We start from the raw sequence: 25804 nt of genomic DNA on the forward strand, positions 1-25804 counted from the left end.
CCGCACGAAAATGTTAGACGCGCAATTATTCAAACAGGATATCGAAAAAACCGCGGAAAAATTGCAAGCGCGCGGCTATACCCTGGACATTATTCACTATCAAAACCTGGAGAACGAGCGCCAGGTTTTACAAAGTGAAACAGAATCTCTCCAAGCCGAGCGCAATAAAACATCCAGGCAGATCGGCATTGCAAAATCAAAGGGGGAGGATGTGCAACAGATTTTGGACTCCGTTGCCGATCTTGGTGCGCAATTAAAAATAAAGCAAACCGCATTGAATGTCGTTCAGCAAAAATTGAACGCGCTGTTTAGCGCCATTCCAAATATTGCCCATCAAAGTGTTCCTGTGGGCCAGGATGAACAGGATAATGTCGAAATCAGGCTTTGCGGGACGCCGAAGGAATTCGATTTTGAAATTAAGGATCATGTCGATTTAGGGGAAGGTTTGCGGATGATGGATTTCGAGGCCGCCAGCAAACTTGCGGGCTCGAGGTTTGTGGTGATGCAGGGGCAGTTGGCGCGACTGCACCGCGCGCTGGCGCAGTTTATGCTGGACCTGCATGTCAACGAGCATGGCTATACCGAAGTTAATGTGCCCTTGCTGGTCAATCCCCAAGCCCTTTTCGGCACCGGCCAACTGCCAAAATTTGAGGAAGATCAGTTCGCCACCAGCGATGATCCGCCCTATTATTTAATTCCCACCGCCGAAGTGCCGCTGACTAATTTGGCGGCCAATCGCATCATCGACGCGCAACAACTGCCCCTGAGATTTGTTGCCCATACGCCGTGCTTCCGCCGCGAAGCCGGTTCGTATGGGCGCGATACCCGCGGCATGATTCGGCAGCATCAATTCGAGAAGGTGGAACTGGTGCATATTGCCAAGCCCGCCGATTCCTACGCCGCGCTGGAGTTGATGACCGGCCACGCCGAATCCGTTTTGCAGGAATTGGAATTGCCGTATCGCGTCATCGTGCTGTGCACCGGGGATATGGGTTTCGCGGCGGCGAAAACTTACGACCTGGAAGTGTGGATTCCCAGCCAAAAGCAATACCGGGAAATTTCATCGTGTAGCAATGTGGAAGGCTTTCAAGCACGGCGGATGAAAGCGCGCTGGCGCAATCCGCAAACCGGCAAGCCGGAATTCGTGCATACCTTGAATGGTTCGGGTGTGGCGGTCGGGCGCGCCTTAGTGGCGGTGCTGGAAAATTATCAAAACGCCGACGGCGGTATTGCCATCCCCGCGGTTTTGCAGCCCTATATGGGCGGATTGACTTGTATTACTGCGTGCAAATAATCGGGCAGCGTGCCATACAAAGGTAAAATATTTCTGGTGACCGGGGCGAGTTCCGGCATCGGCGCGGCGGTGGTCAAGTTGTTGTTGGAGGACGGCGCGCAGGTGGTCGCTGTTTCTCGGCGCAAAATTGCCGCTGAAAATTTCTCCGGCCGGCCGCGGCAAAACTTTCAATCCATCCAATGCGACTTGGCAGATTTCGGATCACTGGATGATGCGGTCGGTCGCGCGATTAAAAATATCGCCTGCTTGGACGGCGTGGTTTTGTGTCATGGCTTTGGTGTTTTTGGTTCGCTGGAGGAATTCTCGGTTGCCAGAATCAAAAATCAAATAGACACCAACTTAACCAGCATCATGCTGATTTCCCGACTGGCAATACCGATAATGAAAAAGCGCGGGCGCGGCGATTTAGTCATCATCGGGTCTGAATCGGGCCTCAAGGGCGGCAAATTCGGCGCGGTGTATTGCGCCGCGAAATTTGGGCTAAGCGGATTTGTCCAGGCGTTGCGGCAGGAATGCGCCGCCAGCGGCGTGCGGGTTGCCATCGTTAATCCCGGCATGGTTGATACCGAATTCTTCGACCATTTGGATTTTGCACCAGGGGAATCCAGGGACAATGCGCTGCAAGCGGATGATGTTGCCAGCGCGGTAAAAACGATTTTGGATATGCCGGCCGGATCGGTGATTGACCAAATCAATCTTTCTCCACAAAAATCCGTGATTAGAAATAAAAGTCAGAAATCATGATAACTTTGTGTCAGGGGATGTCCATTGCTCTTATCAAAATATTTTGTAACACTATTTCCATAAATTTTGCCACTGCGTTTTAACATTATAACTACCCCTGTCTTCGATTAAATCCACATATTGATGCAGGAAATCGTTCGGGTTTGCCAATAAGCGCAAGTAATATTTCAGACTTGTTTGAAGGCCGTTGACTATCATTTGGCAACCGTGGTTTTTTTGAATATGCAATATTCGTTCACTGATTGCCTCGGGATTCTTCAATGTTTCATTAGTGCTAAGGAGATAATAGGTTTTCACGGGCGTGGATTTAAATTTGTTATAGCAATCATTCACCAAATCTGGGCTAAGTTTTATATTGTGTTTAATCTCGACAATCTCAAAGGGCTGTTCATCTGCCCCGTTCACCTGAATATCACCCAAAAACCCAGATCTACTGTCAGCCGCAGTATGTGCTTGTAAATCAAGCAGCACACAGTCTTTGTATCGTTGCAGTTCCACAGCTAGTTGTCGATACACTGCATATATTGCCAGCACTGGCAGTTCCGATCCTTCGCCGCCACACTTTTCGAAGTGCTCGTTTATCTTTGAAACCATGTCCTTAATGGACATATGAATTGGCCTGTTCAATTTTATGTTTTTATCCAAATCACGATATTCAATTAGCCTGGCGAACAAATAAACCAGCGCATCATTCGCGTTTAGATTTTTGGTTTGTATCGCATCCACGCAGGATAAAAACGCATTTTTTACGCGTTGTGGTCTTATGTGGCCGGTATAATTTTCATCATAAGGCACGGCTTGCTCTAATGATCTGGTTAATGCTCCGGCCCCCGACACCATATAGGGAAAATCTTTGCTTCTAAGAAATGGCGTTACCGTGCTGGAATCCAAACCTCTCGCGCTAAATCCATTTTGCATGCCTGCCTGATGTTTCCGAACATCTTGATTTGGGGATATGATCTTTTTGAGCATGAGTGTGACGATTACCGCAAGCACAGCCTTGCATCTCTCCCTGTTTTCGGCAATGATGTCGAGACCGCTCATTACATCTGGATCAATGGATACCGATGGACAGCTACAAGCGCGTTGGTATGCGTTATCCAAATATTGAACGGGTTGTTTGCTGTTCATCGATTCTGTCTTTAGAAAAGTTGCAGTATTTGGGGTTTATATCAATTCCAATAAATTGCCGACCTTTATTCTTAGCCGCCAATAAGGTTGTGCCACTTCCGCAGTACGGATCTAAAACCACTCCATCTGGCGGACAAGTGAGCCCAACAAATTCCTCGATTAGTTGTAACGGGAATATCGCGGGATGTTCAATGCCTTTGGAATTTTCAACGGGAAACTCAACATAGTCTTTTTTAATCGGGTTGCCTAAAATTCGTATCACAGTAAATCCTTTCTTCTCGATTTGTGTTTTTCTGCCACCGTCCTGCCCGCCAAAAGCCGGAGCGTGAATCCCTCGTATTTTCATTCTAAAGCCGACGATTTTCTCTCTTCTTACATCATAGACGGCTTCTCTGATAGCGCATTTTGCATCTGATTTTTCTTTGTCCGACAGGCTGGAGCCGTCGATTAGAGAAAAATATCTTACGCCAAGTTTATTGGTGGGCTTGTTTCTGTGCACCGTTTGCGGAGAAGACATAAATTCGCCCAAGGAATAGTAATATTTCTTGGATTTAACAAAATGAAAAAAAGGTTCAGTGCTACTAACGAGTCGCCTGTTAAATTGTCTTGGCGTCGGGTTTTTCTTTGCCCACGTAATGCTATTCAGCAATATCAAATCAGGCTTTCTTTCCAGCGCGGATATTGCAAATTTATAGGGAACAAGCATGGTGCCACGTTCTTTGTCAATTTTGTCTCCGATGTTGTACAATATGCTTCCGGTTTGCTTGATGACACGAGTTAATTCATCAAAACTTTCATGCAGCGATTCCAGATAATTACAAACATCACTTTCCATTCCAATGCCAATTCCCGTGTATTGCCGCTGTTGAAAATACGGCGGCGAAGTGATAATGGCATCTATGCAATTATCGGGGAAACTTTTAAGAATGGTCACACAGTCGCCACAGTGGACTACGTTGTGTTTTATTTTCGGTTTGGATTCCATTTCAAGAGATTTCAACCATCGGATTTGGTTAGAATTAGTCATGATACTACTAAATTCTGATTTGTGTGGCAAGGATTTGAGAGATGATAATTTTGTTGCGCGAATTGCGTTACTGTCGTATTTTACACTCTCTGGTAATTAACTTATTCTTATGATCAAACTTGCAATCTCTGGTGCCGCCGGCAGAATGGGTCGGGCGATTATCCGCGAGATGGATCAATCCGGCGACATGAAAGTGGCCGCTGCGCTTGAGCACAAAAGTTGTCGTGTTATTGGGCAGGATGCGGGTCTGGTTGCTGGCAGGGATAGCATGGGCGTGCCAATCTCCGCCAATATCAGCGGCATGGCGTTTGATGTGATGATCGATTTCTCCAACCCCGAGGCAGTGTCCGAGCATCTGGAAATATGTAAATTGGTTAATGCCGCCATCGTGATTGGCACAACGGGATTAAATGAATCACAAAATCAACAGATCACGGAAGCCGCGCGCCACATTCCGGTTTTGTTTGCCGCAAACACCAGTGTTGGTATCAATTTATGCGTATCGTTGGTTGAAATGGCGGGTAAGGTCATAGGCGATGTAACAGATATTGAAATCATTGAATCCCACCACCGCCACAAAGTGGATGCGCCTTCAGGTACTGCGTTATTGTGGGGTGAGGCAGCGGCATCAGCCTTAGGTAAAGATCTCAGTAGTTGCGGCGTATTCTCCAGAGAAGGGCATACCGGAGAGAGAAAGCCCGGAAGCATTGGGTTTTCGACCATTCGTGGTGGCGATATCGCCGGGGAACATACCGTAATGTTTATCGGCGACGGCGAAAGAATCGAGATTACCCATAGGGTTACGGATCGAAAAATTTTTGCCCAGGGTGCGATTCGGGCTGCACACTGGTTATCAACCCAACAAAAAGGGCTGTTTAATATGCAGGATGCGCTTGATTTAGGGAGAGTTTTCGGCGAAGCCGAAATTACTCTCCCTTATGTCGGTGCAAATCGCTGACGCGATTTGCACCGACCTGCCCAACTTAAGGGGCGTTAGGGAAGTAAATATGCGCAACAAATATCTTGCCTTTTCAGCGCAAACCCTTACTTTTCGCCGGGGTGATGCCTCGAAAGTAATGTGATGCCCTGCATACTTGACTGGAGAGATTTTTGAATATACCTGCCCTGCTGATTCTCGAAGATGGCAGCACGTTCTATGGCAAATCAATCGGCGCCAATGGAATGAGCGTAGGAGAGGTGGTTTTCAACACCTCAATCACCGGCTACCAGGAAATCCTGACCGACCCTTCTTACGCAAAACAGTTGGTCACCCTGACCTATCCCCATATCGGTAATGTCGGGGTTAATTCCGAAGACGCTGAGTCCAGAAAAGTTTTTTGCGCCGGCCTGATTGTGAAAAATGTGCCGCAACGGCATAGCAATTGGCGAGCCCAACGATCACTCCCGGATTTTCTGACGCAACGAGGCGTGGTGGCAATCAGCGATATTGATACCCGAAAGCTGACCCGGCTGCTTCGAACCAAAGGCGCGCAGCGTGGTTGCATCGCCGCTGGGGAAAGCATTGATGGCGATGCCGCCGTGAATGTCGCCCTGGAGGCCGCAAGGGCATTTCCGGGATTATCTGGCATGGATTTGGCAAAACAGGTTTCCGTGCGCCAGCCGTATCATTGGCGCGATGGGATTTGGAACCTGGAATCTGGATATCGATCCACAGCAAAACAGGCCACAGCAAAACAGGCCACGGCAAAACAGGCCACGGCAAAATATGATGGTAAAATTGTTGCCTGTGATTTTGGCATAAAGCACAATATATTGCGGATATTGGCAGACCGCGGTTGCGACATTACCGTGCTGCCAGCGACCGCCACCGCCGATCAAATACTCGCGCGCGATCCGGATGGCGTATTTTTGTCCAATGGGCCTGGCGATCCGGAACCCTGCGACTATGCGATCACCGCTATCCAGAAAATTTTGGATAACAATATACCCGTATTCGGTATTTGCTTGGGCCATCAGCTGTTGGCGCTGGCCAGCGGCGCAAAAACCATGAAGATGAAATTCGGGCATCATGGCGCGAACCATCCGGTTCAGGATTTGGAAAGCGGTCGGGTATTGATTACCAGCCAAAATCACGGCTTCATGGTCGACGAAAATTCGTTGAACGATAAAATCAAAGTCACGCACCGCTCGTTATTCGATGGATCGATTCAGGGCATTGAACGCGTGGATAAACCCGCGTTTTCATTCCAGGGTCATCCCGAGGCCAGCCCGGGCCCGAAGGATATTGGTTATTTGTTTGACAAGTTTATCGCCATGATGAAGCGCCGTTACCAAGACGATAGACGGAATGCCTAAGCGCAGCGATATAAAATCGGTGCTGATCATTGGCGCCGGACCTATTGTCATCGGCCAGGCCTGCGAATTTGATTATTCCGGGGTGCAAGCGTGCAAGGCGTTAACAGAAGAAGGCTATCGGGTGATTCTGGTGAATTCCAACCCGGCCACGATTATGACCGACCCGGATTTCGCCGACGCGACTTATATCGAACCCATAACCTGGCGCACGCTGGCGAAGATTATCGCAACAGAGCGACCAGACGCGATCTTGCCCACCATGGGCGGACAAACCGGCTTGAATTGCGCGCTGGATTTAAATCGCCACGGCGTATTAAGCAAGTACAAAGTCGAGATGATCGGCGCAACCCGTGAAGCCATCGACAAAGCCGAGGATCGCGAGCTGTTCCGCAGGGCAATGAAAAAAATCAATCTGGAAACCGTTCATGGCGAAATCGCGCATTCGCTTGAAGACGCTCATGCCATCGTGGAAAAAATCGGCTTCCCGGCAATTATTCGACCGTCCTTCACCTTGGGCGGCAGCGGCGGCGGAATTGCTTATAACAGCAACGAGTTCGACCAAATTTGCAGCCGCGGACTGGACGCATCGCCAACCCAAGAGTTGTTAATCGAAGAAAGCATCATCGGCTGGAAAGAATATGAAATGGAAGTGGTGCGGGATAGTCACGATAACTGCATTATTATCTGCTCCATTGAAAACTTCGATCCGATGGGGGTGCATACCGGGGATTCAATAACCGTGGCACCGGCGCAGACGCTGAGCGATAAGGAATACCAAATTATGCGCGACGCGAGTATCGCGGTGCTGCGTGAAATCGGGGTGGATACCGGCGGCTCCAATGTTCAGTTCGCGGTCAATCCACAGAACGGTCGGTTGATCATCATCGAAATGAATCCGCGGGTGTCGCGGTCTTCAGCGTTAGCGTCCAAGGCCACGGGTTTTCCGATTGCCAAGGTGGCGGCTAAACTGGCCGTAGGGTTTACCCTGGACGAGTTAAGCAACGATATTACCGGCGGCGCGACCCCCGCGTCTTTCGAGCCGAGCATCGATTACGTGGTGACCAAAATTCCACGATTCGACTTTGAAAAATTTCCCCAGGCCGATGCAACCTTGACCACCCAGATGAAATCCGTTGGCGAGGTCATGGCCATTGGCCGGACTTTTCAGGAATCTTTCCAAAAAGCACTGCGTGGACTGGAAATTGGCTCGCATGGACTGGATGAACAAGCCGTTCCAAATGACTATTCAGCGCAGGAGTTTATTACCGCTAAACTGCGAATTCCCGGTGCGAGCAGACCCTGGTATGTTGCCGAGGCGTTCAGATTTGGGATGTCGGTGGAAGACATCCACGAAATTTGCCGGATTGATCATTGGTTTCTCGCGGAAATCGAAGATTTGATCGTCACAGAAAGCGCTATTGCCAAAGCGACGCTTGAACAATATGATGCCAATTTAAGCACGCAAGATTCAATCAGGCAATGGAAGAAAAAAGGATTCTCTGATCGAAGAATTGCGACTTTAATGGGTGTCGATGAGCAAGCAATCAGAGACTTCAGGTATAACCATAATATTCACCCGGTGTATAAGCGAGTGGATTCTTGTGCGGCGGAGTTTGATACAACCACGGCTTATTTGTATTCCAGTTACGAGGATGAATGTGAAGCGCTACCGACGGACCGGAAAAAAATTATTGTTTTAGGCGGCGGACCCAATCGAATTGGACAGGGAATTGAATTTGATTATTGCTGTGTGCACGCCGCCATGGCGTTGCGCGAGGACGGCTTCGAGACCATCATGGTCAATTGCAATCCGGAAACCGTGTCCACCGACTACGACACTTCCGACCGATTGTATTTCGAATCGCTGACTTTGGAGGATGTGCTGGAAATTGTTCGGATAGAAAAACCGTTCGGGGTCATCGTTCAGTTTGGCGGACAAACGCCGTTGAAGTTGGCGCGGGCGTTAGAGCAGGCCGGCACGCCAATTATCGGCACGTCGCCGACAGCGATACATCGAGCGGAAGACCGGGCGTTCTTTCAAAAGCTGATCTCTAATCTGGGGCTATTGCAGCCGCCCAATCGAATTGCAAATAATGCGAAGGAGGCGCTCACGCTGGCCGAGGAAATTGGCTATCCGCTGGTGCTGCGGCCGTCCTATGTTTTGGGTGGGCGAGGGATGGAAATTGTTTATGGTCATGAAGATTTATCCGCTTATATGAAGTCTGCCTTGAGTGTTTCATTTGACTCGCCGATGTTGCTCGATCGGTTTTTAAACGATGCTGTGGAAGTCGATGTCGATGCAGTATGCGATGGGCAGGCAGTTGTGATCGGCGGCATCATGGAGCATATCGAGCAAGCCGGCGTGCATTCCGGCGACTCGGCCTGTTCGTTGCCGCCATTCAGCTTATCGACTGCAATTCAAGATGAGTTGCGAAAGCAGACCAAGGCCCTGGCATTGGCGCTCAACGTGGTCGGCTTGATGAACGTGCAATTCGCGGTCCAGGGCGAAAAAATTTATGTGCTTGAAGTGAACCCGCGGGCTTCAAGAACGGTGCCGTTTGTCTCCAAGGCGACGGCCAGGCCGTTGGCGAAGATCGCGGCGCGTTGCATGGTCGGCACGACTCTCGCGCAACAGGGCATCACGCGCGAGATTGTTCCGCCGTTTTATTCGGTCAAGGAAGCGGTTTTTCCGTTCATCAAATTTCCCGGCGTGGATACCGTGCTGGGCCCGGAGATGAAAAGCACCGGCGAAGTGATGGGCATCGGGATGAGCTTTGGCGAAGCGTTTGAAAAGGCGCAAAATGCCGCCAGTTACACGATTCCGCGCAGCGGCACCGTGCTATTCAGTTTACGCAGAGAAGATCAAGCCGATGCAATTGCAGTTGCCGATTACTTTCACAAGGCCGGCTTTAAAATTATTGCCACCGAAGGGACCGCGATCGCTATTAACAATGCAGGGATTCCGGCGACCAGAGTCAACAAGGTGATCGAAGGTCGGCCGCATGTCGTCGACATGATAAAAAATGATGACTTCGATTTGATCATCAACACCACTTCCGGCAAGCAGAGCCTAAAAGATTCCTATACCATTCGCCGCGAAGCGTTGCTTCATAAAGTGACCTACTATACGACATTGGCGGCAGCCAAAGCATCGGTAGAAGCGCACCGCCACGCTGGAACGGTAACGGTTAACAAACTGCAGGCGCTTCACCGGCAACTCAAAAATAACGCCGTGTCCTGATTTAGATGCCGCGGATGACTTGGGCGACATGGGCGATGAGTCGTGCGCAATGGGGATACGCAAGAAGACCGAATATAAACACCAGATGCAAGATAGTGCGGTCTTGAAAGTGGCCGAGAAAAGAAGCCGATATTTGATTGCCGCGAGCGACAGGGAAAGAAACAAAACGACTTGATTTAGAGATTCTTTCCCGTGGTCTATTCCTTCAACCGTCGCATATATAGATTAATTTTGGTTCAAGATACTTTAAGGTATAGTGAAATGGTCATAACTAAGTGTTCTATAAATGAAAAACAAGCATGTCATTCGTTGCCGAATGTCGGAGAATAAATTCAGGGCGATTCCACGGCTGTTTTGCCTTGATATCGAGGCTTGCGAAGTCGCACAAATCACTGGCATCTCTGGCCCAGCGACCAGCCGATTGTATACTCAAATCAGACAACACATCGCCGGGCAATGCGAGCGTATGTGTTCACTAATTCATTGCCCGTTTTGTTCCTTTCCAGCGGTGTTTTAGCACCGCCCTCTCGGCCGTCATTCTCGCCGAAGGCGGGAATCCAGTTAAATGTCTGTCACGCGTAGCGTGACTCTTTTTGGCATCCGGCTTTGCCAGACACAAACCGGCGGCTTCGCCGCAAAGGAGTCCGGCTACGCCGGACGGCATATTCCACTGGATTGCCCGGCAAATAAGGGTCGTCATTGCTGTATGTGTTCACTAATTCACTGCCTTGGTGTGTTCCTTTCCAGTGGTGTTTTAGCACCGCCCTCTCTGCCGTCATCCTCGCCGGCAGGCGGGGATCCAGTTGAATAAAGAGTCCGGCGCAGTCGGACACAAAGTCGGCGACTTCGCCGCCGAAATAAGGAGTTCGGCTACGCCGAACGGTTTAATAACTGGATTGCCCGGAACAAGCCGGGCAATGACGGATTGGGAGATAATGGTGAATCGGAAGGCGATGCCTCCTTTGAAAGAGTGTGAGTTTCGCTTCAATATGCGCCACGAAAATGGGCGTCAATATCTGCTAAAATTTATCCGAAATCGACCGCTTAAAGTATCTTGAACCTTAATTTTTTAGGGCGTTTTGCTGCTGATTACTGAAATAACAATCACAATAATATGGGATCTTCTGCCACGCCTAATTCTCCGCAAATCTGACAATAATCGACATCTTCAGAGCCGTCATAACCCTCGTAAAACAAATCCATATCCGCAATATCCACTTCGGTAACGACATTTACCAAACGATCGAAATTTTTGCATTGTGGATTTCGCAAATTATTGGTATGCCTATTTGTTTGTTGTATGCCATAGTTTTGTGTTTTTTGAACGATGGTGGCGTCATTCATGCTAATGCCGTATTCACAGTTTGCGGTCGCGCCGCCTTGCGTGCAATTCGCTGACGCTATCACCGCGTTGGACTGGTTGGCAATATAGACTTTTGCATGAATTCCCGGGAGGTATGTAATGCGAGCGTTAGGGTGATTTTTAAACAAATAAATCAGGGCTAATGTTCGGTTGTCCGGTCTCACCACATATGAGACAAATCAGGCAACCAGGGTGAGTTGCCGATAATACGCCATCGGCGTCATTAAATCCAAACTATCGTGTGGTCGGTAATGATTATAGGTCCACGGGTAATGGACCAGTTCCTGGTTGATCGCGGTTACCTTCAACGGCCCTCGGAAGTGAGGCTTCAGCCTCGCCATGCCCATTGCCAAGATGGCGGGACTAAAGTCCCACTTCCGAGAGGGGCATGATTGCCGGAAGTGAGGCTTCAGCCTCGCCAAGCCATTGCCAAGATGGTGGAACTAAAGTCCCGCTTCCGACGCCGCCGGCCTGACCTGATTTAAGCGCACTAGCCGGCCAGGTTAACGGTCTCTTATGTGTCTGAGCCCGGACACGATCGTTTCTTGCACCAATGTTCGACAAGAAATATCCGTCAAAATATAACTTGATATTATTAGATTTTTTTGCGGCGATTGCTTCGACAAGCAACTTGATTCCGAGAATCTCCGAGCAAAATCGGCAACGCCAATCATCAGGCCAGAGCGGCACTTTTATATGCAACCTATTTTGTTAAATGGCTGAGCAAATGTTTTAGTGCGCGGATATGCTCGGGGCCGGTTCCGCAACAACCGCCGACGATCTGCACGCCGTGCTTTTTTATCCATTTTTCGACTTCGGCGGCATAGTCCGGCGGCGAGCAAACTTCTTCAACGCGTCCTTCCGGCAACAACAAGCAGCCGGTTTCGGCGTAAGCAAGTTTTGCGCCTGACCAGTGTTTGCCCAGCACTTCAAGAGCCGGTTCCATATCACCCACCTGGGTGTGCATGATGCCGGCAGCCTGACCACCGAGCGGGCTCAGCGTTTTCACCAGCGTGGTAAAATCAGGAGCAGCCGCGATGCTCTCGGTGTTTTTCCAACGCAGGCTTTTAACATCAATGCCGTCCTCAGCCATCATCGTGCAGTATCCGATCCAGACCGGCAGGCCGGTCGCGACCGCGGCTTTGATGACCATGCTCGCGTTGTCGATGTCGCGCATCATTTCCGTGATGATCAGGTCCACCCCGGCCAGCGCCAGCACTTCGGCAAGTTCCTGATAACTCGCTTCCACATGCGCGCCGATGGCGACTTCGCGGTCGCTCGCGAGCGGTGGCATGCTGGACATGGATCCGGCGATCCAGACCTCGCCATCGGCGGCATTGTCGCGCGCCTGTTTTGCAATTTGCACGGACTTGAAGTTAAGCGCCTTGGCTTCGTGCCCAAGGTTGATGCTTTCCAGAACATGCCGTGCGGTGGAATAGGTGTTGGCGGTTATGACCTGCGCGCCCGCGCGGATATAGTCTTCGTGCACCTGACGCACTTGGTCGGGGTGGGTTTTGGTGGTCAGTCCGCTCCAGACATTGGCATCCAGCGGCACGCCGCGTCGTTGAATTTCAGTGCTGACGCCGCCGTCCAGCAGGATGATTTCACCGCGGTCTAATCGCTCGCTTAGCGACGCCATCATCAATTCGCCGAATAGCCGCCGTCCAGCACATAGACGCCGCCGGTGCAATAAGCCGCCGCATCCGACGCCAAATAAACTGCCAGTCCCGCGACCTCATCGGCGGTGCCGATGCGCTTGAGCGGTATGCGCTTTAGAAACCGTTCCAAAATCGCCTGATCGCTCCACAGGGCTTTGCTGAATTTGGTTTCGATCAATCCGGGGCAAATCGCATTCACCCGAATATTGTCCGCGCCCCAATCTTGCGCCATGACCTGGGTCAGGTTGTTTAGTGCCGCTTTGCTGACGCTGTACATGCCGATATTCGCTTCCGGGGTGAGACCGCTAACCGAACTAATGTGAATGATCGAACCGCCGCCGCGTTGCTTGAGAATAGGGTAGGCTTTGTTGCATAATTCAAGCGGCCCTTTTAGATTGACCTCGATGATCTTGTCGAACGCGCGTTGTTCGGTTTTTTGGATTGCACCAAATGCGGGATTGGCGGCGGCATTGTTAATGACAATGTCCAATCCGCCATAGGTTGCCACCGTTTTATCGACCAAGGCGTGGATGTCGTCGATGTTGTCCATGTTCGCGGCGATGGCGGTTGCTTGCAATTTGTCCGCGTTGAATGATTCGGCGACCGCGTCGACCGCTTCCTGATCGCGGCTGCTGACCACCACCTTGGCCCCAAATTCGGCCAGCCCGCGCGCCATGGCCTCGCCAATTCCCCTGCTGGCGCCGGTGATGACCGCGACTTTGTCGGTCAGTTCAAACAACGGCTGGATACGATTTTGCGTTGACATAGCTGGCTAACGCGTATTTTGCATTAACTGCGCGAGGCGTTGTGAATCCGGCCCGCTTTCCAGCGCAATGGTGATCAACATGGTCAAGGGGATGGACAGAAACATCCCGACTGGCCCCAATACCCAGCCCCAGAAAATCAGAGAAACAAACACCACGAAGGAAGACAGGTTCAAACCGCCACCCATGAGCCGGGTCTCAACAATATTTCCAATGACGATGTTGATGACGACATAACCGGCCGCAGCCCATAACGCGGTGACCAAGCCGTGGTCGACCAATGCCAGCAATACGGCCGGGAGGCCGGCCAGAACCGAGCCGACATAGGGGATGAAATTCAGGAAAAACGCCAATACCGCCCAAAGAAAAACATAGTCAATTTCCAATACCCACAACACCACGGCGACGCAAATTGCAGTTAATACACTGGTAGCCGCCTTTAACGCCAGATAGCGGATCACTTTTCCAGTAAATGCCTGGAGTCTTTTCATTGACTGATCCGGACTTTTCAAGGCATGCCTGAGTTTATTAGGCAAGTTTGCCACTTCCGCCAGGATAAACAGCACGGCCAGAAATACCACGAGTCCGTCTGCCAGAATATTGCTCAAACCCTTGAGCATATAGTTGAGCAGCTTAATCAGCGCGTCAGGGTTCACTTGTTCGGCAATGCCGTCCACAGGCAGCGAATATCCCCAGCGCATGACGGTCGCGTTGAACTGCTCATACATCAGCGCGAGATTTTGCTTGTATCGGGGCAGCGAATTGCTGAATTGATCGAGCGAACTGGCGATCAGGCTGAACACCGCAACGCCTAATAGCCCAACTACCCCGAGGATGACAATCAATGCGACAATCGTTGGCAATCCGTGACGCCGCAGCCAAAATAATGCAGGGGTGCAGACGATGGATATAAACACGGCCATTAATAATGGAGCAACGATGCCGCTTGCGCTCTTGAGTCCGGCGATCAACACCACCATGGCGGCGCCGACTAATATCATCCTTGCTGTTGGCGAAAAGTTATTTGAAAATTCCATGCCGAACTATTTTTCGCATTAGTTTATCGCGGCGCCGGCGTTGGTAGCGACATTAATTTCATCACCGACCGACTCGGCTACGAGTTGTGTTTTGGCCGAACTTGTCGTTAGCGGCAGTCGGATAACAGCACGCAATCCCGGCGCGTTATCCTGCAGGCTAATCGCGCCGCGATGCAATGCAATGACTGCCGACACCATGCTCAAGCCGAGGCCATTGCCGCTGCTGCTGCGACTTTGATCGAGCCGGCAAAATCGACGAAAAACCTTGCCCCGTTCTGATTCGGGAATGCCCGGACCATTGTCGGCGATGGTGACCACAAGCTCGGCGCTCAATTGAACTAACGATAGCGAGAGATGGCCGCCATCGGGGGTGTATTTGATCGCATTTTCAACCACATTAGCGAATGCCTGGAATAAAAGGTTCTGGTCGCCCTGGGACTTTATGTCGGCTTGCAAGGTTGTTTCCAGGGTTTGGTATTTTTCTTCAATCAACGGCTCATAAAATTCAGCGATGTCCTGCAGCAGCGTATGGAAATCAATCCTGGAAAAACCGGCTCTGACCTGGCCCGCTTCAATGCGCGCAATGCGAAGCAACGCATTAAAGGTTGCCAGCAAGGAGTCGGCTTCCTTGATCGATTGCTCCAGGTTTATTGCGGACTTCGAGTCCGGATATTCCTGCAGCCTAGCTTCTTCCAAATGTTGCCGCAGCCTTGCCAGCGGCGTGCGCAAGTCGTGCGCGATGTTGTCGGATACCCGGCGCACATCCTCCATCAGCATTTGTATTCGATCCAGCATTTGGTTGAGATTATCCGCCACCTGATCAAAATCATCATTACGGCCGGTGACCGGCACCCGTCTCGATAAATCTCCGGACATAATGCTTTTGGTGGTCTGGTTTATCCGCTCGATCTTCCTGACCGTTCTTCTGCTCAACACCAGCCCGCCGGCGAACGCCAGCAAAACCATGATAACCAGTCCCCAGGCCAAGGCCTGAATGATTCTTCTTTTGGCTTCGGTGAGTTGGTTGATATCGCGTCCGACCAACAATCCATACTTTTCCGGCAGGCGGAAAATCTTGGCTCGCGCCAAATGGGTTTCATTGGTTTGCTCGTCTCGATCCAGGCTGAACTCAATCCAGTCGTTATCACGGGACGCATTGCTGGGCCAGCGGTCGAGATTGCCGACCACTGGCTGCAAGGTGAATGTGGTCAGTAAATAAATGGAGTTGCCGGTCGCTTGCTGCCGGTTCACGCGTTCCGCGATTAATGCGGTTAATCCCTGCAGCCCCTCCTGATCGTATCTCTCCACCAGACCCTGGATTTCCGCCTGTATGGTGCTGTCCATTTGCTGGGTCATGTAGGACGCGGTGAAAATATAGAAGAAATAAAACAGCAATAATGTGGACGCGCTAAAGATGATGGCGTACAGCAACGCCAGGCGAAGGGTGTAACTATGAAATAAACTACGTCTTTGCCGCACGTAAAATATAGCCCGCGCCGCGCACGGTATTTAACAGTTGTGTATCAAAATTTTTATCTATTTTGCCGCGCAGACGGCTGATATGAACGTCGATGACATTGGTTTGCGGATCAAAATGATAGTCCCAGACATTTTCCAGCAGCATGGTGCGGGTGACAACCTGATTGCGATGACGCATCAAATATTCAAGCAACCGAAATTCGCGCGGTTGCAAGTCGATGGGCGTGCTGCCGCGCTTGACTTCCCGATCGAGCAAATCCATTACCAGATCTCCGGCCGCCAAAGTGGTTTCCTGAGCGCCCGCGGCGGATCTTCTTGCCAGCGCTTCCAGCCGCGCCAGCAATTCAGAGAACGCGAATGGCTTGGTTAAATAATCATCACCGCCTGCTTTCAGGCCTTCGACTCGTTCGTCCACATCGCCCAAAGCGCTTAAAATCAAGGCCGGGGTATGGTTGTTTTGTAACCGCAAGGTGGCAATGACAGTGAGTCCATCCATGACCGGCAACATTCGGTCAACGATTAATGCCTGGTAGCTTTCGCTGGCCGCCATGGACAAGCCCTCGTCTCCTTGAACCGCCAGGTCAACGGCGTGTCCGGCCTCCACCAATCCTTTTTGTATGTAGGCCGCGGTAGCATGGTCGTCTTCGATTATCAATACGCGCATGAGTTTCTCTCAAGGCAGGATGGTGCTGTGTTGAACGAAAAATGATAGGGTATTGTACATGATAATCGATTGTCAATCGGCGCGGTCTCAGGCCAATAAAGTTCGGCAGGCATTGATTGAATCGGAACTGAACCAGGCTTGTCAACTCGATCCGGGCTTGACCCAGGTCATTGATCAAGTGGGTTATCCTGAGCCGCGCATAAGAAAACCAGGTTTCTCGACTTTGGTTGAAATTATTAATGCGCAACAGTTATCCACCAAAGCGGCGGCGGCAATCTGGAACAGACTCGAAAAATCGTGCCGTGGCGCGGTCACGCCAAGAAAAATACTGGAGCGGACGCCAGCCGAGCTACGGCAGTGCGGGTTGTCCGCAAGAAAAATAGGTTATGCCAGAGCATTGGCGGAGCGGGTGTTGGCCAAAGACGTGATACTGGAAACCCTGGAGGCGCTGACCGACAGCAAAGTGATTTCTGAACTTACCAAAATTAAGGGAATAGGTCGGTGGTCGGCGGAAATTTACGCCATATTCGCTTTGGGTCGGGCCGACATATTTCCGGCAAATGACCTGGCGTTGCAAACCGCGGTGCAGCGTTATCAAAAACTTCGCAGCCGCCCGGATGAAAAACAAACCAGCAAGATCGGTGAAAAATGGTCGCCGCACCGAACCAGCGTGGCGTTGTTGATGTGGAAGTATTATGGCGCAACGACGCTGGATTGACGGCCGGGCGGCGGCGGAATGACGGCTCCTTGTTATCCCGTCATTATCGGGCTTGACCCGATAATCCAGTGAGACATCCGCGGCGCAAGCCGCACCACATTAGACCACCATTAACCACCATGACAGAAAAGCGCCCATACGTTTACATCATGTCAAGCAAACGCAACGGCACGCTTTATATCGGCGTAACCAGCAACTTGCCGGCCCGGGTGTGGTCGCACAAAAACGATATGAGTGAGAGTTTCACCAAAAAATACAAAGCGCATACATTGGTTTGTTTTGAAGAACACGGGGAAATGCTATCGGCGATAGAACGAGAAAAACAGATAAAAGCATGGAAGCGTAAGTGGAAGTTGGCAATCATAGAAAAACATAACCCCAGATGGAACGATTTATATGAAGATATTGTTGGGTGATGTGGAAACAATGTCGCGGCTACGCCGCATGTCTTACTGGATCGCCGCCCCCGCCGCCGGGTAATGTCAGCGGCTACCGCCGCTGTGTTTTTTCACTGGATTATCGGGTCAAGCCCGATAATGACGGGCCTAGGGCGGAAATCCAGACTGCTCCTTTACCGTCATTCCAGCCCGCCCTCGTCATTCCAGCCCCGGCTCGTCATTCCACCCCCGCCCGTCATTCCACCGAAAGTTGGAAAAAATCGCCCGGAGCGATTTTTATTCGTCTCGTCCATGAGACTCACCCCTTCGGGGCTTGCGTGAAAAATTGCTCCTGGCAATTTTTTCGTGAGCGTAGCGAACCCGCAAGGGCGCGTATCAGGGACGATACGCGCAATCCAGTCAATTATTCGTCCCGCGTAGCGGGACACAACCGCCAGGGATGGTGGAAGTGCAGATTTTGCTGGGAGCAAAAATCTGCCAAAGCCGTACTTCCAGAGCGAGCGTCAACTTCGCCGGGTAATGTCAGCGGCTACCGCCGCTGGGTTTTCTCACTGGATTATCGGGTCAAGCCCGATAATGACGGAGGAATAATAACGCCACCCACCGTCATTCCAGCCCCGACCCGTCATTCCAACGAAAGTTGGAATCCAGTCAGCCATTGTCCCGCATAGCGGGACACGACCGCCAAGGATGGCGGAAGTGCAGATTTTGCTGGGAGCAAAAATCTGCCAAAACCATCAAGCCCGATAATGACGACCGGAGAGCGTGAATCCAAATCGCCATTTTAGCGGCGGAATCCTGTTTGCCACAAAAAAACACCACCTACAAAAAATACCACCACGCCACAAATTTTTAGGTATAATCCCCGCAGATGTATAGGTTCAGAAACGCGGCTTGTTCTAACATGGCAGGAAATGCCGACCAAAAATCTCATCACTAAAATGCCCAGCAGTTATTCAATAACTTATTCAATAACATGGGCGACTCGACCTGCCATATCCTCCTGATGCGGGTGCGCTCCCTTGTCTTTGCGTGCGTCGGGTTTCTGATTGGCAATATCCCGTTCATCAGCGTGTCGTTGGCCGAGGAAATAATCTCATTCAACAGCGCGGTATTGCCGCCGACGCCATTCATGATTCGTGTATCCAAAGCGCAAGGCGTGCCGACCAGACAAGGAAAACCTGGGGATGCATTATCAGCGACACTGGCAAAGCCAGAGGGGCAAGGCCCGTTTGCTGTCGTTCTCATGTTTCCCACCTGCAAGGGCTGGACCGACATGGACCAGGACTGGCGCGCGCAAATTGTCCAATGGGGGTATGTTGCGGTGCAAGTCAATAGCGTGGCGTCACGTCCGCATATTGACGTGAACTGCGACCCAGCCCGCTATGACGGCGCTGTGGGCGGCACTGATTTGTTGTTCGATGGCATGGGCGCGCTGGAGTATTTGAGCGCATTGCCTTACATTGATGCGGAAAGAACCGCCATCATGGGATGGGGGTTGGGCGGTTCAGGAGCGGTAAAATCCGTGAATGCCCACGGATTTGCGCGGCTGTTCAAGCGGCGATTCAAGGCCGCTGTGGCGTTTTATCCGGATTGTGAAATGCACTCGGAATATATTGCGCCATCCCTGGTGTTTGTGGGCGAGAAAGACCAGTTGTCGCGCCCCTTATTCTGCCAAAAGATGCTGGAAAACACCGAGCCCAATCAAAAGCATTTATTCACTCTCAGAATAATTGAAGGCGCCGGACACGAGTTCAATTTTGCCCAGATAGGTTGGGTTGGTGATCAGGTTCAAGCATTTTTACAACAACATATCGGCCAATGATAACCGTATTGAAGCCGACCCTCGCGTGGTCCCCAGCGGATGCCGTGGTCAAGTCGCTTGCCGACCGCTTACTGAGGCGACACCCGGTTTAACACAAAAGTGAAATTAGCGGATTGTTGGGCGGTGCTTGTCGCGGTGCTATGACAGCCCAGGCAAGTTCCATCGTGATTAGTTTGAATATAGGTTTCTATGGTTGAATTGGTCAGATACCTGGGGACTTCACCGTTTGGAAACATCAGATCCTTATTGGCGCCTTTCCACTGCGTGGTTAGCAATTGATAATTTGCCCAAACGGTGCCGGATAGTTTTTGTTGCCAGATTTGATTGATCGCCTGTGTACCCAAAGACGGTTTCCAGCACCGAACCGCCTGAACACCATAGCCATTTTCCGCCACGGCGGTGGCGGCAAACGGTGCCAGCGATGACCACTTCCAGCTCTGTCTGGCTTGGGAATCTATCCAATTTGTTTTGCAGTTACGACAGTCCTTTTGGTAGAAAGAATAGCGATTTTCCGGTGGGTTGGCGATTTGACAACCGCCCGGAAATAACTCTTCGGCAAAAATACTGTTTGGGCCGCGCGCGTTATCCGCCGTGGGCACATTATCTATATGTTCAAAAGTTGTCCATATCCAATCATCCCCATTGCCGCTTTGCGTGCGATGCATAATGTGCATACCGACCAATCCAAGTTTGGTCTTGACGCACAAAGGTTCGCCAGTGATAGTGTTTTTTCCGTCTATGGCGATTAAACCATTGACAGTATGATAACGCCTGAGGTCATCCTTTGAATGTGGCTGCAAAATGCGCCACGCCGATTTAATTTCCAATGCCCCCACGGAACCCCCCGTTCTTGCTTCAACATTGGTGTAGTGACCCATAGGAAACTCAATTGGAATTCCGCTATTCTTAAATGCGCTTTGGCCAGCAACGCTCTCAAGGCCGTTTGTATCGATGTATTCCGCTACCACCGGGTTCACCCGGACATCATACACCACATAGTTCAGGTTGCGGTCGATCAAAGGCTGGCCCGTGGCCTGTATAAACTCATCGGTCACCAAAATCGATTTATTCCCGGGTCGGTCGGCGCAAACATTATCAGCGGGCAGGTCGAATAGCTGTGCAGGATTTTTATAGTGGTTCCATACTCGTGGCGCCTCCGGATCAGCGCCAATCCGGTTTCTTTGGGGATGATCCTTAGCGTCCGTGGGCCAGTTCAATGCGATGAATGATTTCCAGGAAAACAAGTCAAATGGGTTTTGCGCGGACGGGATGATCAGCCGATAGACAAAAGACGCACTGAAATCCGTGACATCATGAGGCAGATACGAGCACAGCTGGTCAGTGGGCGCTGTTTCACAAAAATTATTTTCCAGATCCAACGCTTTCTGCTCGGTCGCAGGCGGCGTATCTTGTGCGAAAGCCTGAGTGAAGACCTGAGCAAAGACCTGGCTAAAGAGCAACACCAGCGCCACGGCGATGCGCGGCATGGACAAGAACGACCAATCGATCTGTTTCAAGTTTTCATTTCACCTCTTTCACTCATGCCCGACAATGCCACGAAAGGAGGCGGAGAATATCCCGCAGACATATGGACGGGAGCGGCTTGCCGGCCGACTAACCACGCATCAGTGCCATCTGTGGGCTGAACAACGATTGTCGGTCAGCGGACAAGTTTTCGCTAATGGCTGAGTATCTGGCTTAAGAAAAGTTTGGTGCGGTCGTGTTGCGGGTGGTCGAAGAACAAGTCCGGCGTGTTTTCCTCGATAATTTCGCCGACATCCATGAAAATCACGCGGTTGGCGACGGTTTTGGCAAAGCCCATTTCGTGGGTTACGCACAGCATGGTCATGCCTTCATGTGCCAGTTCGACCATGACATCCAGCACTTCCTTGATCATTTCCGGGTCAAGCGCCGAGGTCGGTTCATCGAACAACATAATGCGCGGATTCATGCACAAACTTCTGGCGATGGCGACGCGTTGTTGTTGTCCGCCGGATAACTGTCCGGGAAATTTACTCGCCTGTTCCGGAATTTTCACCCGCTCCAGATATTTCATGGCGGCTTCCACGGCTTCGGACTTGGGGGTTTTGCGCACCCAAATCGGCGCCAGCGTGCAGTTTTCCAGGACGGTCAGATGCGGGAAAAGATTAAAATGCTGGAACACCATACCGACTTCGCGGCGCACCGTTTCGATATTTTTCAGGTCATTGGTCAGTTCCACGCCATCGACAATAATGTCCCCTTGCTGGTGCTCTTCCAGCCGATTGATACAGCGAATCATGGTGGACTTGCCGGAGCCGGAGGGGCCGCAGATAACGATTCGTTCGCCGCTGGTTACCGCCAGATTGATATCCTTCAAGACATGAAAATCGCCGTACCATTTGTGCATGGCCACAATATTGATGGCCAGGTCGGCCTGAGTTTGATCGACTTGGGTTTGATTAGACCTATCGGTTTGATTAGGCATAGCAGAAATACCTCATTATTTTTTTGACGTTATCGTTTGTGGCCGGTTTCGAGTTTTCCTTCGAGATAGAGCGAATAGCGGGACATCGCGAAGCACGAGATAAAGAAAAATATAGCAACGAAAATATACACTTCATTGGAAAGCCCGGTCCATTTGGTGTCGGCCAGCGAGGCGCGGCCGATGCCGAGCGGGTCGAGCAAGCCGATGATAATGACCAGCGTGGTGTCTTTATACAGGCCGATGAAGGTGTTGACGATGCCGGGTATGGAAATTTTCAGCGCCTGGGGCAACACGATTAAGCGCATCGCCGGCCAGTATTTCAGCCCCAGCGCATCGCCCGCTTCAATCTGGCCATTGGGAATCGCTTGCAGCCCGCCACGAATCACTTCGGCCATATAGGCCGAAGCAAACAGCGTTACCATGATCAACACGCGCAGCAACAAATCAAACTTGGTGCCCGGCGGCAAAAAGTAACTGAGCATGGTGGAAGCGACGAATAGCAATGTAATCAACGGCACGCCGCGGATAAACTCAATGAAGCCGATGCAGAAAACCCTGATGAGCGGCAGTCTGGATGAGCGGCCCAACGCCAGCAGGATGCCGATGGGCAGGGAAAAAGCGATGCCAGTCACGCCGATGACCAGAGTCAGCATAATGCCGCCGAATTTGTCGGTGGCCACCACCGGCAGTTCCAGTCCGAGGATATTCCCCCCGACCAGCAACCAGCCGGCGATAAACGGGAATGCCATCGCATAGTAAAGCCCGTATTTTCGGTAGGGGACTTTGTCGAACAACACTGGCACAGCCGCCAGGCACAGCAACACAAACGAAAGATTGACCCGCCAGCGCTGTTCCAGCGGATAAAATCCGTAGGTGAAAAGCTTGAATCTTTCGCCGATGAAAGCCCAGCAGGCGCCTTCGCCGGCGGCTCGGCAGGCGTTGCGATCCTCGCCGGTGAATACCGCATCCAGAAACAGCCAGTTGAGCATCGGCGGCAGAAGGGTGTACAGGAACCAAGCGGCTAAAGCCGTCAGCACAATGTTGGTCGGCGACGACAGCAGATTCCCGCGAATCCACGCGATCGGGCCAACCAGGTTTGCCGGCGCCGGCAGATCCGGATGTTGGCCGGGGGCATAGCTTTTTTCGTTTGATGCCATGACTGTTACCTTTCCACCAGTTTAATTCGGTTGTTGTACCAGTTCATGCCGGACGATATCAACAGCGAGAAGATTAGGTACAACGTCAATACGATGGCCATACATTCCATTTCGCGCCCGGTCTGATTCAGGGTGATGCCGCCGATGGTGGCGACGATGTCCATATAGCCGATGGCGATCGCCAGCGACGAGTTTTTGGCAAGATTTAAATACTGGCTGGTCAAGGGCGGGATGATGATGCGCAACGCCTGCGGAATCACCACCAGATTCAGGGTGCGGCCGCGGGCAACGCCTAAGGCCGCGGCCGCCTCGTTTTGCCCCCAGTCCACCGCGCTGATGCCGGCGCGCACGATCTCGCCGATGAAGGCCGCGGTATACATGGACAACGCCAGCCACAGGGCGATGAATTCGGGGCGGATGACCATGCCTCCCGTGTAATTGAATCCCTTGAGTTCGGGAATCTCCCAGACGATGGGCGAGCCGAGCAGGAAGTACATAATGAACGGAACGCCGACCACGGCACCAACGCCTATCCAGAATACCGGGTAATGCTTGCCGGTTTTATCCTGCACTTTCTGAGCGTATTTGTGGAACCACAGGCTGAAAATGATGCCGATGACAAACAGCGCGGCCACGATCCAGTACAACGGTTGGAAGTCGGGGCTGGGGATGAAGAATCCGCGATTGGTGAGAAACGCCACCTCGTTCACAACCACCGCGTTTTTCGGCGTTGGCAGGGAATTAACGATAATGCCATGCACCAGCAGGATATGCAGCAACACCGGCACGTTACGCACATATTCAATATACACATATGACAATTTGTTGACGATCCAGTTTTTGGATAGTCGACATACTCCCAAAATGAAACCAATGACGGTGGCCAACAGTATGCCGAAAGCCGCCACCAGCAACGTGTTGATGATGCCGACCGTCATCGCGCGGAAATGGGTCGAACGCGAACTGTATTCGATCAACGATTGGCTGATGTCGTAGTTAGAGGGCTGCCACAGGAAATTCATGCTGATATCCTTGCCAATCGCCTCAAGGTTGAAAATCGCGTTGCGCACTATGATGAAGAAGAACGCGAATATCGCCACAAAGGCAAGTATCTGGATAATCACTTGGCGGGCTTCCTTGTCATTCCACAGGCGCGAGATGGCGTTGCGCTGCGGTTGGGGATGGGCTACTTCATTCATGGGATGGCTTGCCTTTGATAGCGTGGCTTTGATAGTGTGATCGCGTGGTTTTGCTCGTCATTCCCGCCCCTGATTCTGCAGGGGTGACGTTCTTGCGCGGGAATGACGATATGGGGGCGTTATAGCGCGCCCTCCAAATAAGCAAAACCGATGAAAAAACGATGCGACAACCGATTACCGAATCGGCGCGGCGTACAAAATACCGCCGTCTTTCCACAACGCATTGAGACCGCGATCAAGACCAATCAGCGTGCTCGGGCCGATGTGGCGATCGAAGATCTCGCCGTAATTGCCCACTGCGCTAATCACGCGCACCGCCCAGGCGTTGTCCAGGCCGATCATCTCGCCCATATTGCTTTCGGTGCCGAGCATGCGGTTGATGCTTGGATTGTCGCCGGGCGCGCTAGCCAGTTGCTTAACATTCGCCTGAGTAACGCCAAGCTCTTCGGCATTGATTAGGGCATTGACTATCCACTTGACGGTATCAAACCACGCATCGTCGTTATGCCGCACCGCACCGCCCAAAGGCTCTTTGGAAATAATTTCCGGCAGAATCATGTGCGCTGACGGATCTTCGAGCGCGGCGCGGATAGAAGCCGCCCCGGATGCGTCGGCGGTGTAGGTGTCGCATCGGCCGGCGCTGTAGCTGGCGATGCCTTCTTCACTGGTCTCAATCGCAACCGGCTCGTAGGAAATACCGTTGTTGCGCATGAAATCAGCCAGATTGAGCTCGGTGGTGGTGCCGGTCTGGATGCAAACCGAGGCGCCGTCCAACTCCTTCGCGGAGGTGATACCCATTGATTTACGAATCAGAAAGCCTTGGCCATCATAGTAGGTAATCGGTAAAAAACTGAGTTTCAAATCGGCATCGCGGCTCATGGTTTCGGTGGTGTTACGGAACAACACATCGCCTTCGCCAGAGTTCAGCAGAGTGAAGCGGGTCTTGCCGGTGGCGTGGACAAATTTGACTTTGTCGGCATCGCCGAGCACCGCGGCGGCGACCGCGCGACAATGATCTATATCAAAGCCGCCCCATTTGCCGTTGGCGTCGGGCGCGGCGAAACCGACCAGCCCAGTGTTGATGACGCAGTTCAGTTCGCCCCGCGCTTGCACATCCTCAAGCGTGCCGGCTTGGGTGGTCAGCGTGGTTAGCAATAGTGCGGTAGCAATTGCCGTAATTTTAGTAATTTTCATTGAGATTTTCCGGTGTTAATTTCGGGTTATGTAAAATTATTAATGTTTGAGTATGTAACTCAAAATCATCAGAATTCGTAATGTAGCAAAAAAAACACTATAAAACTACACATTAAAAGAGGATATTT

The 25804-nt window shown here is 51.4% G+C and carries 26 protein-coding genes; 10 read left to right on the forward strand and 16 right to left on the reverse strand.

Annotated elements, in window-relative coordinates:
• The first annotated feature begins 10 nt into the window (after window positions 1–10).
• Both serS and ACP158_RS06690 read left to right on the forward strand, forming a co-directional pair.
• Window positions 11–1294 (forward strand): serine--tRNA ligase, encoded by a 1284-nt coding sequence (gene serS, locus ACP158_RS06685; RefSeq protein ID WP_424948166.1) that lies wholly within the window; start codon window positions 11–13, stop codon window positions 1292–1294.
• Window positions 1295–1303: 9 nt separating this feature from the next.
• Window positions 1304–2038 (forward strand): SDR family oxidoreductase, encoded by a 735-nt coding sequence (locus tag ACP158_RS06690; RefSeq protein ID WP_424948167.1) that lies wholly within the window; start codon window positions 1304–1306, stop codon window positions 2036–2038.
• A 51-nt stretch (window positions 2039–2089) separates the two neighbouring features.
• On the opposite strand, the gene ACP158_RS06695 is transcribed toward ACP158_RS06690, so the two are convergent.
• Both ACP158_RS06695 and ACP158_RS06700 read right to left on the reverse strand, forming a co-directional pair.
• Window positions 2090–3169, reverse strand: a complete 1080-nt coding sequence (locus ACP158_RS06695; RefSeq protein ID WP_424948168.1) for a hypothetical protein — start codon at window positions 3167–3169, stop codon at window positions 2090–2092.
• A complete protein-coding gene (locus ACP158_RS06700) occupies window positions 3135–4226 on the reverse strand; it encodes a DNA-methyltransferase (protein WP_424948169.1) in 1092 nt (363 codons plus the stop codon). Before ACP158_RS06700 ends, ACP158_RS06695 begins: the two co-directional genes overlap by 35 nt.
• Window positions 4227–4305: 79 nt before the next feature.
• Between ACP158_RS06700 and dapB the strand changes: the two genes are divergently transcribed.
• The 4 genes from dapB (at window position 4306) to ACP158_RS06720 (ending at window position 10270) form a co-directional block, all read left to right on the forward strand.
• Window positions 4306–5154, forward strand: coding sequence for a 4-hydroxy-tetrahydrodipicolinate reductase (gene dapB, locus ACP158_RS06705; RefSeq protein ID WP_424948170.1), 849 nt, complete (start codon window positions 4306–4308; stop codon window positions 5152–5154).
• 152 nt (window positions 5155–5306) lie between these two features.
• A complete protein-coding gene (gene carA, locus ACP158_RS06710) occupies window positions 5307–6512 on the forward strand; it encodes a glutamine-hydrolyzing carbamoyl-phosphate synthase small subunit (protein WP_424948171.1) in 1206 nt (401 codons plus the stop codon).
• On the forward strand, window positions 6505–9753 hold the full coding sequence (carB, locus tag ACP158_RS06715; RefSeq protein WP_424948172.1) for a carbamoyl-phosphate synthase large subunit: 3249 nt from the start codon (window positions 6505–6507) through the stop codon (window positions 9751–9753). Before carA ends, carB begins: the two co-directional genes overlap by 8 nt.
• Window positions 9754–10039: 286 nt before the next feature.
• Window positions 10040–10270, forward strand: a complete 231-nt coding sequence (locus ACP158_RS06720; protein ID WP_424948173.1) for a hypothetical protein — start codon at window positions 10040–10042, stop codon at window positions 10268–10270.
• Here ACP158_RS06720 and ACP158_RS06725 read toward each other — a convergent pair.
• The 9 genes from ACP158_RS06725 to ACP158_RS06765 all read right to left on the reverse strand — a co-directional run bounded on the left by ACP158_RS06725 (window position 10229) and on the right by ACP158_RS06765 (window position 16718).
• Window positions 10229–10453: a hypothetical protein gene (locus ACP158_RS06725; RefSeq protein WP_424948174.1), complete on the reverse strand. Its 225-nt coding sequence runs from the start codon at window positions 10451–10453 to the stop codon at window positions 10229–10231. The genes ACP158_RS06720 and ACP158_RS06725 overlap by 42 nt on opposite strands.
• 184 nt (window positions 10454–10637) lie before the next feature.
• On the reverse strand, window positions 10638–10766 hold the full coding sequence (locus tag ACP158_RS06730) for a hypothetical protein (RefSeq protein WP_424948175.1): 129 nt from the start codon (window positions 10764–10766) through the stop codon (window positions 10638–10640).
• A gap of 91 nt (window positions 10767–10857) precedes the next feature.
• A complete protein-coding gene (locus ACP158_RS06735; RefSeq protein WP_424948176.1) occupies window positions 10858–11097 on the reverse strand; it encodes a hypothetical protein in 240 nt (79 codons plus the stop codon).
• A 198-nt stretch (window positions 11098–11295) separates the two neighbouring features.
• Window positions 11296–11424: a hypothetical protein gene (locus ACP158_RS06740; RefSeq protein WP_424948177.1), complete on the reverse strand. Its 129-nt coding sequence runs from the start codon at window positions 11422–11424 to the stop codon at window positions 11296–11298.
• 395 nt (window positions 11425–11819) lie between these two features.
• Window positions 11820–12758: a homocysteine S-methyltransferase family protein gene (locus ACP158_RS06745; protein ID WP_424948178.1), complete on the reverse strand. Its 939-nt coding sequence runs from the start codon at window positions 12756–12758 to the stop codon at window positions 11820–11822.
• Window positions 12758–13540 carry an SDR family NAD(P)-dependent oxidoreductase gene (locus ACP158_RS06750; RefSeq protein ID WP_424948179.1) on the reverse strand — a complete coding sequence of 261 codons (783 nt, stop codon included), beginning with the start codon at window positions 13538–13540 and terminating at the stop codon, window positions 12758–12760. Before ACP158_RS06750 ends, ACP158_RS06745 begins: the two co-directional genes overlap by 1 nt.
• 6 nt (window positions 13541–13546) lie before the next feature.
• Window positions 13547–14539 (reverse strand): AI-2E family transporter, encoded by a 993-nt coding sequence (locus ACP158_RS06755; protein ID WP_424948180.1) that lies wholly within the window; start codon window positions 14537–14539, stop codon window positions 13547–13549.
• 54 nt (window positions 14540–14593) lie between these two features.
• A complete protein-coding gene (locus ACP158_RS06760) occupies window positions 14594–16054 on the reverse strand; it encodes an ATP-binding protein (RefSeq protein ID WP_424948181.1) in 1461 nt (486 codons plus the stop codon).
• Complete coding sequence (locus tag ACP158_RS06765; RefSeq protein ID WP_424948182.1) at window positions 16038–16718, reverse strand: winged helix-turn-helix domain-containing protein; 681 nt, start codon at window positions 16716–16718, stop codon at window positions 16038–16040. The genes ACP158_RS06760 and ACP158_RS06765 overlap by 17 nt, the downstream gene beginning before the upstream one ends.
• A gap of 58 nt (window positions 16719–16776) precedes the next feature.
• Here ACP158_RS06765 and ACP158_RS06770 point away from each other — a divergent pair, with 58 nt between their 5' ends.
• The 4 genes from ACP158_RS06770 (at window position 16777) to ACP158_RS06785 (ending at window position 19659) form a co-directional block, all read left to right on the forward strand.
• On the forward strand, window positions 16777–17436 hold the full coding sequence (locus tag ACP158_RS06770) for a DNA-3-methyladenine glycosylase family protein (protein ID WP_424948183.1): 660 nt from the start codon (window positions 16777–16779) through the stop codon (window positions 17434–17436).
• A 119-nt stretch (window positions 17437–17555) separates the two neighbouring features.
• Complete coding sequence (locus tag ACP158_RS06775) at window positions 17556–17852, forward strand: GIY-YIG nuclease family protein (RefSeq protein WP_424948184.1); 297 nt, start codon at window positions 17556–17558, stop codon at window positions 17850–17852.
• Entirely contained in the window at window positions 17849–18505 is a 657-nt protein-coding gene (locus ACP158_RS06780; protein WP_424948185.1) for a hypothetical protein, read from the forward strand. Before ACP158_RS06775 ends, ACP158_RS06780 begins: the two co-directional genes overlap by 4 nt.
• A 305-nt stretch (window positions 18506–18810) precedes the next feature.
• The gene (locus ACP158_RS06785; protein ID WP_424948186.1) at window positions 18811–19659 is read left to right on the forward strand and encodes a dienelactone hydrolase family protein; all 849 of its coding nucleotides are present in this window, start codon (window positions 18811–18813) and stop codon (window positions 19657–19659) included.
• A 68-nt stretch (window positions 19660–19727) separates the two neighbouring features.
• Here ACP158_RS06785 and ACP158_RS06790 read toward each other — a convergent pair whose 3' ends face one another.
• From ACP158_RS06790 to ACP158_RS06810, 5 genes are all read right to left on the reverse strand, one after another.
• The gene (locus ACP158_RS06790) at window positions 19728–21176 is read right to left on the reverse strand and encodes a hypothetical protein (protein ID WP_424948187.1); all 1449 of its coding nucleotides are present in this window, start codon (window positions 21174–21176) and stop codon (window positions 19728–19730) included.
• A 161-nt stretch (window positions 21177–21337) separates the two neighbouring features.
• Complete coding sequence (locus tag ACP158_RS06795) at window positions 21338–22126, reverse strand: amino acid ABC transporter ATP-binding protein (RefSeq protein ID WP_424948188.1); 789 nt, start codon at window positions 22124–22126, stop codon at window positions 21338–21340.
• Between the two features lie 29 nt (window positions 22127–22155).
• Complete coding sequence (locus ACP158_RS06800) at window positions 22156–23283, reverse strand: amino acid ABC transporter permease (protein ID WP_424948189.1); 1128 nt, start codon at window positions 23281–23283, stop codon at window positions 22156–22158.
• A 5-nt stretch (window positions 23284–23288) separates the two neighbouring features.
• On the reverse strand, window positions 23289–24482 hold the full coding sequence (locus ACP158_RS06805; protein ID WP_424948190.1) for an amino acid ABC transporter permease: 1194 nt from the start codon (window positions 24480–24482) through the stop codon (window positions 23289–23291).
• Between the two features lie 174 nt (window positions 24483–24656).
• Window positions 24657–25676, reverse strand: a complete 1020-nt coding sequence (locus tag ACP158_RS06810; RefSeq protein WP_424948191.1) for an amino acid ABC transporter substrate-binding protein — start codon at window positions 25674–25676, stop codon at window positions 24657–24659.
• Window positions 25677–25804: the final 128 nt, after the last annotated feature.

The sequence above is a fragment of the Candidatus Spongiihabitans sp. genome (assembly GCF_965247905.1).
In the GTDB taxonomy this organism is placed as follows: Bacteria; Pseudomonadota; Gammaproteobacteria; order Arenicellales; family Poriferihabitantaceae; genus Spongiihabitans.